Annotated in this window: 3 protein-coding genes; all 3 read right to left on the bottom strand. The window is 74.0% G+C overall.

Annotated elements, in window-relative coordinates; translation table 11 throughout:
- Nucleotides 1-62 precede the first annotated feature (62 nt).
- Nucleotides 63-1,100: a 3-dehydroquinate synthase family protein gene (locus IW245_RS38370; RefSeq protein WP_197007950.1), complete on the bottom strand. Its 1,038-nt coding sequence runs from the start codon at nucleotides 1,098-1,100 to the stop codon at nucleotides 63-65.
- Nucleotides 1,101-1,133: 33 nt separating this feature from the next.
- On the bottom strand, nucleotides 1,134-17,264 hold the full coding sequence (locus tag IW245_RS38365; RefSeq protein ID WP_197007949.1) for a type I polyketide synthase: 16,131 nt from the start codon (nucleotides 17,262-17,264) through the stop codon (nucleotides 1,134-1,136).
- Between the two features lie 293 nt (nucleotides 17,265-17,557).
- On the bottom strand, nucleotides 17,558-18,193 hold the full coding sequence (locus IW245_RS38360; RefSeq protein WP_197007948.1) for an NADPH-dependent FMN reductase: 636 nt from the start codon (nucleotides 18,191-18,193) through the stop codon (nucleotides 17,558-17,560).
- Nucleotides 18,194-18,337: the final 144 nt, after the last annotated feature.

The following is an 18,337-nucleotide window of genomic DNA, read 5'->3' as shown; positions in this document are numbered from 1 at the left end:
CCCGGGCCGCCCGGGGCCGATGCCGGAGAGTCGGCATGACATCCCGGGCCCCTGCCGGAGAGTCAGCCGGATGTCAGCTCCGCCAGCGGCTGACGGGGCATCCGGTCCAGGACCCGCACCACGATCTCCTCGGGCACATCGCGGACCAGCTCCGCGCCGTCGGGGCCGTCCAGGGTGAACGCCAGGCCGGCGAGGGCCTTCTTGTCCTGCCGCATGCTCCTGACGAGGTCGGCGACCTCGATGCCCGTGGGCACGGCGGTGGGCAGACCGTAGTGCTCCACGACCTCCCGGTGCTCCGCCACCCGCCGCTCGTCGATGCGGCCCAGCGCGCCGGCGAGGTGGCCGGCGAAGACCGTTCCGATGGCGACCGCCTCACCGTGGCGCAGGGCGAAGCCGGTGGCCGTCTCGAGCGCGTGTCCGAGCGTGTGCCCGTAGTTGAGCACGTGCCGGAGTCCCGCGTCGCGTTCGTCCGCCGCGACCACGCTGGCCTTCAGCGCGACGCTGGCCGTGATCTGCTCGAGCAGCGGCAGGCCGCGCAGGTCACCGGCCCCGATGAAGTGGCACCGGGCGATCTCGCCGAGCCCGCTGCGCATCTCGCGGCCGGGCAGGGTCGACAGGTAGTCGGTGTCGCACAGCACGGCACTGGGCTGCCAGTACGCGCCGATCAGGTTCTTGCCCGTCGGCAGGTTGACCGCGGTCTTGCCGCCGACGCTCGCGTCCACCTGGGCGAGCAGCGACGTCGGCAGGTGCACCACGGCGACGCCGCGGTGGTAGAGCGCCGCCGCGAGGCCGACGACGTCCGTGGTGGTGCCGCCGCCGCAGGAGACGACCGCGTCCCGCCGGGTCAGCCCGAAGCGCGCGAACTCACGGCACAGCGCCTCCACGGTGCCCAGGGTCTTGGCCGCCTCACCGTCCTGGGCCGGCACGAACGACGTCTCGACGCCGGTGTCCGGCACCCATTCCCGGGGACGGGCGGAGACGACGACCGTGCGGCTCGCCCCCAGCCCCTCGATGACGGAGGCCAGCGACGAGCGCACGCCGGCCCCGATCACCACCTCGTAGGAACGGTCCCCCAGACTCACCGGAACTCGTCGCCGCACCAGTCCACCATCCATGTGACACCGTCCTGCCGGTCAGCTCAGGGTTCCGAGCGCGCGTTCGATCAGGCTGTTGACGTCCAACGCGTCGATGAGCTCGTCGTCGACGGCGTCGGGCGGCGGGGCGCCACCGTCCCCGCCGGCCGTCGCGTCGGGGTCCGGGTCCTCGTCGGCCAGGCTGAGGAGCGCCTCCAGGACGCCGGCCGCCTTGAACCGCTCGAACGGCACCCCGGCCAGTACCCGTCGAATGTCGTCCTCGCGGGCTTCCAGCTCGTCGGAGGCGCCGAGCAGTTCCGACCGCAGGTGCACGACCAGCGCCTGCGGGGTCGGGTAGTCGAAGACCAGGGTGGCCGGCAGCCGCAGTCCGGTGGCGGCGATCAGGCTGTTGCGGAAGTTGACCGCGGCCAGGGAGTCGAACCCGACCTCCTGGAACGCCTGGGCCGGGCCGATCCCGTCGGCGCCGCCGTGCCCGAGGACCACGGAAGCCTGGCTCCGCACCAGCCGGAGCAGGATCCGATCCTGTTCGGCCTCCGCCACGGCACGCAGCGAACTCACGAGTGAGGACGCGGTGTCCCCGGAGTCGCCGGACGGCTGGGCCGCCTCGATCGCCGCCGCCGCCTCGGGCAGGTCGGCGAACAGCGGGCTGTCGCGGACCGAGGTGAACGGCACGATGAACGCGTTCCAGTCCATGTCGGCGACGACCACCGACTTCGCGTCGCCCCGCGCCGCCTGCGCCAGCACGGCCAGCGCCGTCTCGGGGGTCATGGGGATGACACCGCGTCGCCGCAGTTGGGCCAGCGTCGCCTCGTCCATGCCCACGCCGGCCTCGGTCAGCGCACCCCACGCGAGTGACATCGCGGGGACGCCGCGGGTGCGGAGCCCGTCGACCACGGCGTCCAGGACGGCGTTCGCCGCCCCGGAGGTCGCCTGCCCGCCGCCGCCCCAGATTCCGGCGATCGAGGAGAACACGACGAACGCGTCGAGCGGCACGTCGGCCAGCACGTCGCCCAGCCAGACGGCGGTGTCCACCTTGGCGCGGAAGACGTCGGCGACGTCCGCCCCGCCGGTGTCGTCGAGGGCGCTCGTCTGGGACATGTCGGCGGCGTGCACGACCGCGGTCACCGGCTGGTCCGGGGTCCGGGTGAGGAGCCCGGCCAACGTGTCCCGGTCGGAGTCCTCGCACGACGCGACGACCGTGTCCAGGCCCAGCTCCGCCAGCCCGTCCCGCAGGGCGCCGACGCTCCCGTCGGGGGTGCGGGCGCTGGTGGTGACCACCAGTCGCTCGGCCCCGGATTGCGCGAGCCACAGCGAGACGTGCCGCCCGAGCCCCTCGGCTCCGCCGGTCACCACGACCGTGTCCCGCGGCTGCCAGTGGCGGTCGCCGACCGTTTCGGCGGCCGGGGATCCGCGCCGCAGGCGCCTGACGTAGACCCCGGAGCGCCGGATCGCCAGTTGGTCCTCACCCGACGCCCCGTTCAGGACGCCGAGCAGGTGCCCGACGGCCCGGCCGTCGGACTCGGCGGGCATGTCGATCAGCCCGCCCCAACGGTCGAGCCGCTCGAGCGCCGCCGCCCGGCCCAGGCCCCACAGCGCGGCCTGCGCCGGCGCGGACAAGGAGTCGCGGATGCCGACGTTCACCGCACCGCGGGTCAGGCACCACAGCGGCGCGGTGGCCCCCGCCGTGCCGAGCGCCTGGATCAGGGTGAGGGTGGACACCGTCAGCGCCGTCGGGTCCTGCGCGCCGTCGTCGAGCGCGAGCAGGGACAACACCCCCGACACGTCGTGCGCGGCGAGCAGCGGAGTGAGCAGATCAACGAGATCAGACCGGGTCGTGTCCGCTGCGACCTCGAGCGACACCAGGTCCAGGCCCTTGCTCCGCAGGGTCTCCAGGAGGGTACCGTCGCCGCCGGGCCCGACCACGAGCCACCTGCCGGCGGGTACGCCCAGAGCCTCACGCTGGAGCGGAACCCAGTCGACGGCGTACCGCAACCTCTCCGCGGTCGACCGGCTCTGGCTGGCCCTCCGCCAGTCGACGAGGGCCGGCAGGACGGTGCTGAGGGCCTCGCTCTGGCCGGCGGACAGCCGCAGCAACCCGGCGAGGCCGTCGGAGTCCGCCCCGTCGACCGCGGTCCAGAAACCGGCGTCGGCGCTGGTGACCGTCTGATCGGCGTCGGTGGTGGCCTCCCGCAGCCAGTAGTGCTGGTGCTCGAAGGCGTAGGTGGGCAGGTCGGCCGCGGGAGCCACGGGCAGGGTCGACGTCCAGTCGACCGGGACGCCGCTGACGAACAGCCGCGCGGCCGAGGACAGGAAGCACGCGGAGCCGTCGACATCGCGGCGCAGGGTGCCGCCGACGACCGGCCGGACGCCGCCCTGCGGCCGCTGGACGTCATCGACGATGTCCGTCATCGGCTGCACCAGGACCGGATGCGCGCTGACCTCCAGGAACACCCCGAAGCCCTGCGTCAACAGGTCCGCGACCGCCGGACCGAAGCCGACCGGTCGGCGCAGGTTCCGGTACCAGTACCCGCTGTCGAGGGGTTCTGCGCCGTCGAGCCAGCCACCGGTCACCGTCGAGTAGAAGGGAACGCTCGGCGTCCCGGCGTCGATCGCGGCCAGCGCCTGGGCCAGCGCGTCCTCGATGTCCTCGACGTGACGGGTGTGGGAGGCGTAGTCGACGGGCACCAGCCGGGCCCGGACCCCGTCGCCGGCCAGCGACTCGAGAGCCTCGGTCAGCGCCTCCTGGTCGCCGGCGATCACGACGGCGGCCGGCCCGTTCACCACGGCCACCTCGAGTCGGCCGTCCCAGGCCGCGAGCCGGTCGCGCACCTCGTCCACGCCGAGCATCACCGACGCCATGCCGCCCCGGCCCGACAGGGTGGCAGCGATCGCCTGGCTGCGTACCGCGACGATGCGGGCCGCGTCCGCCAAGGACAGCGCCCCGGCGACGCACGCCGCAGCGATCTCGCCCTGGGAGTGTCCCAGCACCGCGTCGGGCACGACGCCCGTCGACTCCCAGAGCGCTGCGAGTGCGACCATCATGGCGAAGCTCGCCGGCTGGACGACGTCCACCCGCTCGAGCGTCCCTTCGTCCACCTCGCCGCGCAGGACGTCGACCAACGACCAGTCCACCCAGGGCTCGAACGCCCGCGCGCACTCCTCGATCCGGTCCCGGAACACCCGGGAGGTCTCCAGCAGCGCCCGCCCCATGCCGGCCCATTGCGAACCCTGGCCGGGGAAGACGAACACGAGCCGGCCCGGCGCACCGGATCCGACCACCGTTCCCGTGGTCAGGTTGGGTGCCAGCTCACCGCGGGCGAGCGCGGCCAGACCTTCCAGCGCCTCCTCGCGCGTTCCGGCCAGGACGACGGCCCGCTCCGACAGGGTCGCCCGGTTCCGGGCCAGCGCCGACGCCGTCGCAGGCAGGGCCGACCCTGCTCCGCCCTCCAGGAAGCCGGTCAGCCGGGTGGCCTGCGCGGCCAGCGACCGGGCGGTCCTGGCGGAGACCACCAACGGCACGACGCCCGACGGTGGCGGGGTCCCGGTGGAGCCCGGGACCTGTTCGCGCGGGGCCTCCTCGAGGATCAGGTGCGCGTTGGTGCCGCTGGCTCCGAAGGCGGAGACCGCGGCCCGGCGCGGGCGGCCGGTCTGCGGCCACTCCCGAGCCTCGGTCAACAGCCGGACGGCGCCGGAGGACCAGTCGACCTGCGCCGTGGGCTCCCCGACGTGCATCGTCGCGGGCAGGACGCCGTGCCGCAGCGCCTCGACCATCTTGATCACACCGGCCACGCCCGCGGCGGCCTGGGTGTGCCCGATGTTCGACTTCAACGACCCGAGCCACAGCGGCAGCTGCGGATCCCGGCCCCGCCCGTACGTCGCGAGCAGCGCCTGGGCCTCGATCGGGTCGCCCAGCATCGTCCCGGTCCCGTGCGCCTCCACGACGTCGATGTCCGCCGGGCCCAGGTCGGCCGATGCGAGGGCCCGCCGGATCACCCGTTGCTGCGACGGGCCGTTCGGCGCGGTCAGGCCGTTGGACGCGCCGTCCTGGTTGACGGCGGACCCGCGGACCACGGCCAGCACCCGGTGGCCACGCTCCACAGCCACCGAGAGCCGCTCCAGGACCACGACGCCGACGCCCTCGGACCAGCCGGTGCCGTCCGCGTCCGACGAGAAGGCCTTGCACCGGCCGTCGGCGGACAGCCCGCGCTGGCGGGAGAACTCGAGGAACGCGTCCGGGCTGGACATCACCGTGGCACCGCCGGCCAGGGCCATCGTGCACTCGCCCCGCCGCAGCGCCTGGGCGGCCAGGTGGATCGCGACCAGCGACGAGGAGCACGCGGTGTCGACGGTCACCGCCGGCCCCTCGAATCCGAACACGTACGAGATCCGGCCCGACGCGACGCTCGGCGAGGTGCCGGTCATGACGTACCCCTGGACCTCCTCGGGGATCCGGTGCAGCCGGGTCGCGTAGTCGTGGTGCACGATCCCGGTGAACACGCCGACCTCCTGGCCCTGGGCGGACAGCGGGTCGATGCCGGCGCGTTCCAGGGCCTCCCAGGAGGCCTCCAGGAGCAGGCGTTGCTGCGGGTCCATCGCCAGCGCCTCGCGCGGGGAGATCCCGAACAGCCCGGCGTCGAACTGCGCGGCGTCGTAGAGGAAGCCCCCCGAGCGGGTGTAACTGGTCCCGGCGTGCGCGGGATCCGGGTGGTAGAGCCGGTCGACGTCCCAGCCCCGGTCGGTCGGGAAGTCGGAGATCGCGTCGCGGCCCTCGGCGACGAGCCGCCACAGCTCCTCGGGGCTCTCCACGCCCCCGGGCAGCCGGACGCTCATCCCGATGATCGCGACGGGCTCGTCGAGGTCCACCGCCCGCGCCGGAACCGGGCCGGTCGGGGCCGCAGACCCACCGGAGAGCTCCGCCACCAGGTACGCCGCCAGGGCCCTCGGTGTCGGGTAGTCGAAGACCGACGTCGCGGGCAGGTCGACACCCGTGAGGTCGCGCAGCCGGTTGCGGAGCCGGACCCCGCCGAGCGAGTCGAACCCGAGGCCCTTGAACGACTGGTCGTCGTCGAACTCGTCGAGTTCGCCCTCCCGGTAGCCCAGGACGATCGCCGCGGACTCCCGGATCAGGTCGAGGACGACGCGCACGCGGTCGCCCCGCGAGCGGTCCGCCAACCGGGGTTCCCTCTCGTCGGCGTCCTCGACCGTCGGACCCGGCACGGAGGTGGCGACCTCGGCCACCGTGCGCGTCTCGTCGACCCAGAACCGCCGGCTCTGGAAGGCGTAGGTGGGCAGCTGCGTCGCGAGGACCGCCGCGGACCCGGCCGGCCGGTCGAGGACCGCCGGCCAGTCCAGCGCCACGCCGCGGACGTGCAGTTCCCCCAGTGCGGCGACGACGTCGGCGGCTTCCCGGCCATCCTTGCGGAGCGTGGCGACGCACGCGGACGCGTCCACGGTCTCCGCGGCCATCGCGGTCAGGACGCCGCCCGGCCCCAGCTCCAGGAACGTCGAGACCCCGTGATCGCGCAGCGTGCCGACGGCGTCCCCGAACCGCACCGCCGCCCGGACCTGCCCGACCCAGTAGTCGGCGGTCGCCCACCGCTGCTCGGTGTCCAGCCGACCGGTGACGGCGGACACCGCCGGCACCACACCCGACCGGTACGTCAACGACTCGGCGACCGCGCGGAACTCCGCGAGCATGGGCCGCACCAGCGGCGAGTGGAAGGCGTGGCTCACCGGCAGCCTGCGGGTCTTGCGGCCGAGCTGGGCGAGATCCTGCATCACCCACCGCACGGCGGCCTCGTCACCGGAGAGCACCAGCGACCGGGCGCTGTTCACCGCCGCGACGTCGATGACGCCCGGCGCGTCCGCCAACAGCGGCGTGACCTCGGCCTCGGTCGCCTGGACCGCGACCATCGCCCCGCCGGTCGGCAACGCCTGCATCAGCCGGGCCCGCACGGCGACCAGTTCCCCGGCCTCGTCCAGACCGAGCACCCCGCTGACGTGCGCGGCCGTGAGCTCGCCGAGGGAGTGTCCCGCGACGAAGTCCGGGCGCACCCCCCACGAGGCGTAGAGGCGGTACAGCGCCGTCTCCAGGGCGAACAGGCCGGCCTGCGTGTACATGGTCTGGTCGATCAGCTGGCTGACGTCCGATCCCGCCGCGGCGAAGACGACGTCGGACAACCGCTCCACGGCGTGACCCGCCCAGTGCTTCTCCACGGCACCACACGCCTCGGAGAACGCCTCGGCGAAGACCGGGAACGTCGCCGCCAGCTCACGACCCATACCGGCCCACTGGCTGCCCTGCCCGGTGAAGAGGAAGGCCAGCTTGCCGTCGACCGGTGCGCCGCCGACGGCGGGAACCGAGCCGCCCTCCAGTGCCCGGAGATCGGCGACGAGCCGCTCGCGGTGCCGGACGACGAGGACCGCTCGCCGGTCCAGGTGCGCCCGGGCGGTGGCGAGCGCGAGGGCGGCGTCGGCGACGGCCACCTCCGGGCGGGACTCCAGGAAGCCCGCGAGCCGGCCGGCCTGGGCGCGCAACGCCGCTGGGGTGCGGCCGGACAGCGGGACCGGTACCCAGGCATCGTGGTGGGACGACTCCGACGCGGCGAGGTCCGAGTCGACCTGGTGTGGCTCGGTCTGGCTCGCCTCGACGTGATTCAACTCGGCGTGGTTCGGCTCGACCTGGATCGGCTCGGTCCGGTGTGGTTCCGCCTGGTCGGCGGCCTGTTCGATGATCACGTGGGCGTTCGTGCCGCCGATGCCGAACGAGGACACCCCCGCCCGGCGCGGACGCCCGTCGCGCGGCCAGTCCCGGGCCTCGGTGAGCAGCTGGACCGCGCCCGCCGACCAGTCCACGTGGGTCGAGGGCGCATCGACGTGCAGCGTCCTGGGCAGGACGCCGTGCCGCATCGCCAGCACCATCTTGATCACCCCGGCCACGCCGGCCGCCGCCTGGGTGTGACCGATGTTCGACTTCACCGACCCGAGCCAGAGCGGGCGGTCGGCCGGGCGGTCCCTGCCGTAGGCCTCCAGCAGCGCGTGCGCCTCGATCGGGTCGCCGAGCGTGGTACCGGTGCCGTGCCCCTCCACGGCGTCGACCTCGTCGGGGCGCAGACCGGCGGCGGTGAGCGCCCGGCGGATCACGCGTTGCTGCGCCGGACCGTTCGGAGCCGTCAGGCCGTTGGACGCGCCGTCCTGGTTCACGGCCGTGCCCCGCAGCACCGCCAACACGTGGTGCCCGCGCTCGCGGGCCTGGGACAGCGGCTCGACCAGCAGCAGCCCGACCCCCTCCGACCAGCCGGTGCCGTCCGCGGCGTCGGCGAAGGCCTTGCACCGACCGTCCGGCGCCAGCCCGCGCTGCCGGGAGAACTCGACGAAGGTCTCCACGGTGCCCATCACCATCACGCCACCGGCGAGCGCCATCGAGCACTCGCCGTTGCGCACGGACTGCGCGGCCAGGTGCAGGGCGACCAGCGAGGAGGAGCATGCGGTGTCGACGGTGATCGCCGGGCCCTCGAGGCCCAGGTGGTAGGCCACCCGCCCCGAGATGACGCTGCCGGAGCCGCCGGTCAGCCGGAAACCCTCGACGTCGGACGCGTAGTGGGTGCGCACGGTCCAGTCGTGGCTGTTGACCCCCACGAACACGCCGACGTCCTGGCCGGACAGGCCGGAGGGGTCGATGCCGGCCCGCTCGAACAGCTCCCAGGAGGTCTCCATCAGCAGGCGCTGCTGGGGGTCCATCGCCAACGCCTCGTGCGGCGAGATGCCGAAGAACGCGGCGTCGAACCCGGCGGCGTCGTCGAGGAACGCACCGTGCCGGACATAGGTGGTACCCGGATGGTCCGGGTCGGGATCGAACAGCCGCTCGATGTCCCAGCCGCGGTCCGCGGGGAACTCGGTGACCGCGTCGATCTCCCCGCTGAGTACCCGCCACAGGTCCTCGGGGCTGCGCACCCCGCCGGGGAACCGGCAGGCCATCGAGACGATGGCGATCGGCTCGTCGACCGCAGACCCGGTCCGCCCGGTCGCCGGCCGACCCGCCGCCTCGCCGAGGATCTTGGTCCGCAGGTGACCGGCGAGCGCCTTGGGCCGCGGGTAGTCGAAGATCATCGCCGGGGACAGCGTCAGGCCGGTCGCCGAGGCGAGCCGGTTGCGCAGTTCGAGCGCGGTGAGCGAGTCGAAGCCCGATTCCTTGAACGTCCGGTCGACCCGGACGGCGTCGATGTTCGCGTGGCCGAGGACGAGGGCGCACTGCCGGCGCACCAGGTCGAGCAGGGCGTCGAGCTGCTGTTCCGCCGTCGGCAACGCCCGGATCCGCTCGGCCAGCGACGTCCCGGTCCGGGCGGCGGCCCTGGCGACCGGTCGCCTGGCGGGGACGAGGCCGCGGAGTACCGGCGGCATCCGGGTGTCGTCGGCGGCACGCAGCGCCGTCAGGTCGAATCCCGCGGCCACCAGCGCGGCGTCGGTGTCGCCCCGGAGCGCCCGGTCCAGCAACGCCATCCCGTCCTCGTTGGACAGTCCGACCATGCCGATGCCCTGGTTTCGCCGCAGGTCGGCCTGGCCCAGGTGGCGGGTGAGGCCACTGGCCTGCTCCCAGTAGCCCCAGGCGAGGGACACGGCCGGCAGGCCGGCGCGCCGGCGTTCCCCAGCCAGCGCGTCCACCGCGGCGTTGGCGGCGGCGTAGTTGCCCTGGCCCGGATTGCCGAGCACGCCGGCGGCCGAGGAATACATCACGAACGCCGCGAGGTCGAGGTCGCGGGTCAGGTCGTGCAGGTGCCGGGCCGCGTCCAGCTTCGGGCGGAACACCGTGCCGAACCGTTCCGCGCTCAGTGCCGTGACGACGGCGTCGTCGAGTACCCCGGCGGTGTGCACGACGGCCGTCAGCGGTCGCTCCGCCGGCACCGCCTCCAGCAGGGCCGCCAGCTGGACCCGGTCCGCCACGTCGACGGCGGCGAGCTGGACGTTCGCGCCGAGCGCGACCAGGTCGTCGCGCAGCTCGGCGGCACCCTCGGCTGCGGGGCCACTGCGGCTGGCCAGGATCAGGTTCCGGACCCCGTGCTCGATGACGAGGTGCCGGGCGGTCACGGCCGCGAGGGTTCCGGTGCCGCCGGTGATCAGAACCGTGCCTTCGGGATCGAGCGGCCTGGCTCCGGCGGGTGTCGCGGCCGGGGCGAGCGGGCGGGCTCCGGGCGAAGTCACGGCCTGGTCGAGCGGCCCGGCTTCAGGGGATGTCGCGGCCGGGCTGATTGGTCGAGCCACGGCGGGTGTCGCGACCGGGGCAAGGCGGGCGAGCCGGGGGACCGACGCCCGGCCATCCCGCAGCCGCAGCTGCGGTTCGCCGGTCAGCGCCGCCGCCATCACCGTCCCGGCCGCCCTGGAAGCGGCGTCGGTCGCCACGAGGACGAGCCGACCGGGATGTTCCGACTGTGCCGAACGCACCAGCCCCCACACGGCGGCCGCGGCGATCTCCTCGCCCTCCGGCGTGACGACCACCAGTCGGGCGTCGTCCCGGGCCGGCCGGGCGACGAACGCCTGCAGCACGCCGAGCACCGTCGTGACCACGGCACACGGGTCGCCCGCCGCGGTGTCGACCTCGTGGACCAGCAGGTCGGCCGTCGCGGCGGCGACGTCGTCGACACCGGTGACGTACTGTGCGGCCGGGCGGGCCGCGGAGCCGGGCGGCATCGGGTGGTCGACCCAGTCGACGCGGAACAGCCCGGCCGGGGAGCCTGCGACGGTGACCGGGGCCAGCTCCACGGGCTCGGCCACGACCTTGTCCACCACCATGACCGGCTGCCCGGTCGGACCGGCCAGCTCGAGGCGGAACGCCCGCTGGCCGTCGGCCGTCGACCGGACGTCCACAGCGGACGCACCCGAGGCCAGCAGCTGGACGCCCCGCCAACTCCTGGCGCGCAGGCCCGGGGAGAGCGCCGTGCGGACCGCGGCGTCGAGCAGTACCGGATGGATCCCGTATCTGTGCGCGTCCGGCAGCGCCGCGTCGTCGAGAGCGACCTCGACCGAAGCGTCGGTCTTCGACGCCCCCGGCATGGCGGCGGCCCTGGCCAGAGTGCCGGTGGCGTGACGCGTCCACTCCTCGTGGGCCGCTTCGGTGCGGGAATAGACGTCGATCTGCCGCCGCCCCGAGGGGTCCGGCCCGCCGACCACGATCCGGACGTCGCGGCCGCCCTGCCGGGGCACCGTGACCTGCCGGTCGATGGTCAGCTCGTCGACGACCGGTGCGTCGACCTCGTCACCCACCCGCAGTGCCAGCTCCACCAGGGCCGCCTCGGGCACCGGGATGGTGTCGCCGGCCGGGGCGTCGGCGGAGAGCCACGGGAGCCCCGCCACCGACCACCGGGCGGTGGCCACGAGGCCGCCGGACTCTGGCAGTCCCACGAGCGCGCCGAGCAGCGGGTGTCCGGTCTCCGCCAGGCCCAGCCGCGACGCGTCGGCGACGGGCTCCGGGCGCAGCCAGAAGCGCTGCCGCTCGAAGGGGTACGTCGGCAGCTCGACCCACCCGCCACTGTCGACGGTCGGGAGCATGCCGCGCCAGTCCACGGCCACGCCCCGGACGAACAGCTCGGCCATGGACAGCGCCAGGCGACGGAGGCCGCCGTCGTTGCGCCGCAGCGAACCGGCCACGACAGCGTTCTCCCGCGCCTCGTCGACCGTCGCCGCGACCGGTTGGACGAGTACCGGATGGGCGCTGATCTCGACGAACGCTGTGAAGCCCTGGCTCAGGAGGCGGGCGATGGTGGGACCGAAGCGGACGGGTTCGCGCAGGTTGCGGTACCAGTAGTCGCCGTCCAGCACCCCGGCGTCCTCGACCCGGCTCAGGGTGACGGTCGAATGGAACGGCACGGTCGGCGCCCCGGGCAGCAGACCCTCCAGCGCCACGGCCAGGCTCTCCCGGATGATCTCCACCTGGCTGCTGTGCGACGCGTAGTCGACCGCCACCCGCCGGACCTCGACGCCCCGCTCGGTCAGCGCGTTCAGCGCCTCCTCCAGGGCCTCCGTCTCACCGGACAGGACCACCGAGGACGGGCCGTTGACCGCGGCGACCTGCACCCGACCGGCCCACTTCTCCACCAGGGCCTCGGCGTCGGAGGCCTCGAGAGGGGCCGAGGCCATGCCGCCTCGACCCGACAGCGTCGCGGCGATCGCCTGGCTGCGCACCGCGACGACCCGCATGGCGTCCGCCAGCGAGAGGGCTCCGGCCACGTACGCCGCGGCGATCTCCCCTTGCGAGTGGCCGACGACCGCGTCGGGTCGCACCCCCGCGGCCGCCCACACCGCCGCGAGGCCCACCATCATCGTGAAACTGGCGACCTGGACGACGTCGACGCGCTCCAGCAGCTCGACGTCGGCCTCGCCGCGGAGGACGTCGAGCAGCGACCAGTCGACCCACCGTTCGGCGTGCCGGGCGCACTCGCCGACCAGTTCGGCGAACACCGGCGACGTGTCGAGCAGTTCGCGCCCCATCCCGATCCACTGTGATCCCTGGCCGGGGAAGACGAGGACGACACCCGAGGATCCGTCCGAGGCGGCGACGCCGCCCCGCACCACGAGAGGGTTGGGCTCGTCCGACGCCAGGGCCCGCAGGCCGGCCAGCGCCTCGTCGCGCGAGCTGGCGAGCACCACCGCGCGCTCGTTCATGACCGTCCGCCGGTCGATCAGGGCCCTGGCGACGTCAGTCCACTCGTCGGCGGTCTCGACGACGTCGGCCAGCCGTCGGGCCTGCCGGCGCAGCGCCTCCGCACCGCGGGCGGACACGACGAGCGGCACGACCGGTGGCGACGCCACGGGTACAGCCGAAGGGATCGGGCCGGCAGGCAGAACGGAAGACGGCTGCGGTGCCTCCTCCAGGATCACGTGCGCGTTCGTCCCGCTCAGACCGAAGCTGGAGACCCCGGCACGCCGCGGCCGACCGCTGTCCGGCCACGACCTGCTCTCGGTCAGCAGCGCCACCGCACCGGTCGACCAGTCGACCCGCGAGGTCGGCTCGTCCACGTTGAGCGTGGCCGGCAGGACGGCGTGCCGCAGCGCCTCGATCATCTTGATCACGCCGACGACGCCGGCCGCGGCCTGGGTGTGGCCGACGTTCGACTTCAGCGAACCGAGCCACAGCGGCTCTTCCCTGCCCTGGCCGTACGTGGCCAGCAGCGCCTCGGCCTCGATCGGGTCGCCCAGCACGGTCCCCGTCCCGTGTCCCTCGACCGCGTCGATGTCCGCCGGACCCAGCCCCGCCGAGCGCAGTGCCTGCCGGATGACCCGCTGCTGCGCCTGGCCGCTGGGGGCGGTGAGGCCGTTGGAGGCGCCGTCCTGGTTCACCGCGGAGCCGCGCAGGACGGCCAGGATCCGGTGCCCGTGCCGCCGGGCGTCGCGCAGGCGTTCGAGAACCAGCACGCCGGCGCCCTCGGCCCAGCCGGTGCCGTCGGCGGCGGAGGCGAAGGACTTGCACCGGCCGTCGCCGGCCAGTGCCCGCTGCCGGGAGAACTCGACGAACGTCCGGGGCGTGGCCATCACCGTGGCACCGCCGGCCAACGCCAGCGAGCACTCGCCGTGCCGCAGGGCCTGGGCGGCCAGGTGCAGGGCGACCAGCGACGAGGAGCAGGCCGTGTCCACGGTGATCGCCGGCCCCTGGAAACCGAACACGTAGGAGACCCGGCCGGACGCGACGCTGGAGGCGGTACCCGTCGTCACGAAGGCCTCCAGCTCCTCCGGCACCGCGCCGGCGGTGCCGTATCCCTGGTCCATCACGCCGGAGAAGACGCCGACGTCGGTGCCCTTCAACCGGGACGCGTCGATCCCGGCGTGCTCCAGCGCCTCCCACGAGGTCTCCAGCAGCAGCCGCTGCTGGGGGTCCATGGCCAGCGCCTCGCGGGGGGAGATGCCGAAGAAGTCCGCGTCGAACTCCGCGGCGCCCTCGAGGAACCCGCCCCGGTCGACGTACGAGGTACCGGCCCGGTCGGCGTCGGCGTCGAAGAGCCGCCCCAGGTCCCAGCCACGGTCGGCCGGGAACGGCACCGAAGCGTCGCGCCCCTCGCTGACCAGGCGCCACAGGTCGTCCGGCCCGGCGATCCCGCCCGGCAGCCGGCAGGCCATCCCGACGATCGCCACCAGTTCATCCGGATCGGACACCGTGTCAGCCTCCGTCGCCAGCGGCGCGTCCCCGAGGAGCACGGCATGCAGGTGCGCGGCCAACCCGCGCGGCGTCGGGTGGTCGAAAGCCACTCCCGTCGGCAGTTTCAGGCCCGTCTCCACCAGTAGCCGTCTGCGCAGTTCGACGATCGCGACGGAGGTGAGGCCGAGGTCGCGGAAGGAGCTGTCCGCCGGGACGCGTGCGGAGTCGGGCCAGTCGAGCGCGGCGGCAGTCTGGGCACGGACCAACGCCTCGAGCCTGGCCAGCTGAGCGTGGCCATCCAGAGTGGACAGCTCGGCCAGCAGCGCCGCTGTCGTCGTGTCGTCGGGGCCGGCTTGGGCGGACGGCTCCGGGAACAGGCCGCGGAGCAGCGCCGGCACCCGCGCCCCCGGATCCGGCTGGCGCGGGCGGGCGGCGAACAGGGGCGGGGAGTCCGGTACGGCGAGCAGGGTGTCGACCGCGAACAGCCCGTCGCGTTCCCAGTGCGGACCGGAGTCCTTGGCACGCCAGGCCAGGGTCGATCCGCGCAGGCCTCGCCGTCGGCGTTCCTGGACGACCGTGTCCACGCCGTCGGGACCGGCCGGTGCGTCGGTGAACTCCGGGGAGTCGGCGATCGCGATGAACGCGGTCCGATCGGACTCCGCGGCGACGCTCAGCGCCCGGGCCAGGTCCAGGTCGCCGTCGGCGAGGAACACCGCGGTCACCTGGCCGGCCGCGGCGACCGACACCGCGTCGTCGGCGGACACCCACTGCCCGGGCGTGTCGGCAGCGGACCCCAGCTGCCCAGGTGTGGCGGCGGCAGCCCCGGGCTGAGCAGGCGCGTCGTCGGCCGACCCCGCCCGAGCCAGCGTGTCCGCAGTGGACACGAGCAACAGTCGCGCGGTCGGGTGCACGGAAGCGAGGTGACGCGCCACCGCCGCACCCCGCGCGGTGCCCGCACCGGTCACCACCACGACGCCGTCCGCGCCCGGCCACGAACCACGCATCGGCCGGTCGACGACCGGCTGGCGGACCAGGCGGGGCACGAGGATCCCGCCGGACCGCACCGCCGACCGCGGCTCGTCGAGGAGGATCGCGGCGTGCACGGCTTCGGCCGACAGTCCGTCGTCCAGGTCCACGGTCCCGCCCATCCGGGCCGCACAGGCCGCGGCGGCGGCCTGGGCCGGGTCCACCGGCCCGTCCTGCGCCGATACGGCCACGGCGCCGCGGGTGAGGACGACCAGCCGGCCCGTCCCGGTGCGGGCCGCCCACGCGGCCAGCTCCTCAGGGTCCACGCCATCGAGCGGCAGGAGCACCGTCACCTCCGCCGCGCCCGCCGACCCCAGGTCCGGGTGGCTCGCGGACGGCCCCACCACGTCCTGCCACTCGGCGGCGACCTCGGCGGCGCGGGGACCCACGAACGCCCAGGAGGCGGGTGCGACCCCGGGCCGCTCGAACGCCCCGGCATCGGGCCGGTGGTGGATCGGCGCGGGAACCCACTCGACGCCCAGTACCCCGTCGTGACGCCCGCTCGCCGTGTACCGCAGCACGCCCGGCTGACCGGCCAGCCGACGCCGCTGGATCTTCCCCGACGCCGTCCGCGGCACGCTGACGACCTCGTAGACCTCCTCGGGAACCTTGAACGCCGACAGCTCCCGACGACACCGCTCGATCACCGCACCCATGTCGACGCCGGAGGTCCCCGGCACGACGTAGGCGACGGGCACCTCGCCGAGCACCTCGTGCGGCCGGCCGGCCACGCCGACGTCCACGACCCCCGGGATGTCGCGGAGGGCCGCCTCGATCTCCTCGGGGTGTACGTTCTCCCCGCCCCGGATGATCAGGTCCGAGATCCTGCCGCAGACCGTGAAGTAGCCGGCGGCGTCCCGTCGGGCCAGGTCACCGGTGCGGTACCAGCCGTCCCGGAGCGCCGCCGCCGTCGCCTCGGGCCTGTTGTGGTAGCCGGCCATGACGTTCGGGCCGCTGACCCACACCTCGCCCTCGACCCCGTCGGGGACGTCCCGCCCGGCGTCCGGGTCGACGAGCCGGACGTCCACTCCGGGCACCGGGAGGCCGCAGGACCCGTCGACGCGGGCGCCGCCGGGCGGGTTCATCGTGATCGCGCCGCAGGTCTCGGTGCTGCCGTAGGCGTCGACGAGCGGGATCCCGAAGCTCTCGCGGAACGAGCGGCACAGCTCGGGGCCGGCGACCGCTCCCCCGACGAGCCCGATCCGCAGGTCCGGAAGAGAGAAGGGGTTCTGCTGCCGCGCCTGCACGAGATGGTGGTACGTCGTGGGCACGCCGGCCAGGAATGTGGCGCGGGTCTCGCGCACCGCCGTCAGGACCTCCTCGGCGGAGGGGGTGTCCATGATGCGCGCCGTGGCGCCGACGACGGTCACCGACAGCACGCAGGCGATGTGGGACAGGCTGTGGAACAAGGGGAGCGGCCACAGCACCCGGTCGGCGGCCGACAGCCCCGGGATGGGCACGTAGCTCGCGGCGACCGAGTAGAGGCAGTTGCGCTGGCTGGACAACACGCCCTTCGGCTTTCCCGTGGTCCCGGACGTGTAGAACATCCACGCCACGTCGTCCAGGTCAAGGTCGTCCGGGGCCGCATGGGCGGGTTCGGTCGCGGCGAGCGCGTCGTAGGAACTGGCGGGGGTGTCCCCCGTGACCAGCACCTGGGGCGCGTGCCGGAAGTCGGGCGCGTGCACGGGATCGGTGATGACGAGCACCGCGCCGCTGTCGGCGAGGAGATAGGACAGTTCGGCGTGGGTGGAGGCGGGATTGACCGGCACCCCGACGGCTCCGGCGCGCACGATAGCCAGGTAGCTCTCGACCATGTCCACACTGTTGCGCAGACAGATCATCACCCGGTCGCCCCGTTGGACGCCGAGGCCGACGAGATGCCCCGCCAGCCGACGGGTACGCGTCTCCAGATCCCGGTAGGTGACCGACCGCCGGTCGTCGGAGAACGCGACCTTCTCACCGAGGCCGTCCGCGTTCTCCCGCAACACCGCGGGGAGAGCCTTGATCAGGGCAGCACGCACGGAATCCCACGTCCTCTCCTAGAGCGGCCCGACCGGGCACCGGACCCGCGACGCCGATCGCGGGCGGGGCGGACGCCGCCGGACTGGGGCGCGCATCAGCACCGGTGGAAACGCGTGCCGGAAGGGTCGGACGAGGCCTCTCAGCCCGCCTGTGGAGGCTATCGCGGCTCTGGTGGGCGAACATCCCTCAGCCTGACAGCGGCGCGGGCGGCCCCGCCGGAGACACTCCTGGGCGGTGAGCGGACGGCTGGAGCCGTCCTCTCACCGCCCAGGAGAGCGTGCGGGGGATCTATCTACCTGGCTGCCCGACCGGCGGCGAAGAAGGCGCGCAGCGGAGCCACGGCGTGCTCCCCGGCACCGGCGGTGACCGCCGCGGCCAGCGCGTTCAGCTGGGCCGTGGCGATGTGCTTGGTGAAGGGGTCGGTGATCGTGGCGATCAGCTCCCCGTTCGCCTCGTCCTCGATGTCGGTGAGCTTGTCGGTGGCCTCGGTGACCACCACCCACGGTCCACTGATGACGTGCGCGTGGCAGTCGTTGAGCACCCGGCCGAGGTCGGACAGGGCGTTGCGGCCCAGGCCTCGGCCCGGGGTGGCCACCATGGTCACCACGCACTTGCCGTGCACCGCGGCGGTCTTGAGCGGGCGGGACGCCCAGTCGATCGCGTTCTTGACCACACCGGGAATCGAGCCGTTGTACTCCGGCGTGACGATGAGCAGCCCGTCCGCCTCGCTGATGGCGGTGCGCCACCGGACGACAGACTCCGGGGTGTCGTCCGGGGTGTCCAGGTCCTGGTTGTACGGCGGGAGATCGCCGAGCCCGTCGAAGACGTCGATCTGCATGCCCTCCGGGGCGAGCGGCTGTAGTGCCGCCAGCAGCCGGGTGTTGAACGACTCCTTGCGGAGCGATCCGGAAACGCCGAGAATCCGCAACTTACCACACTCGCATTCATTTCAGTGATTGGGTCTGACGTGCGGAGGGACGCCACCGGATCGAGTTTCCCCGATCGACGAGAGGTCGCTCCGGCAACCATCGTAGTGAATGCGTCGCGCTGGGCATCCGCCAGGTTGACAGTT

This window comes from Longispora fulva, assembly GCF_015751905.1.
Classification (GTDB): domain Bacteria; phylum Actinomycetota; class Actinomycetes; order Mycobacteriales; family Micromonosporaceae; genus Longispora; species Longispora fulva.
Note: the sequence above shows the minus strand (reverse complement) of the source record. Positions and strands in the feature narration are given on the sequence as shown.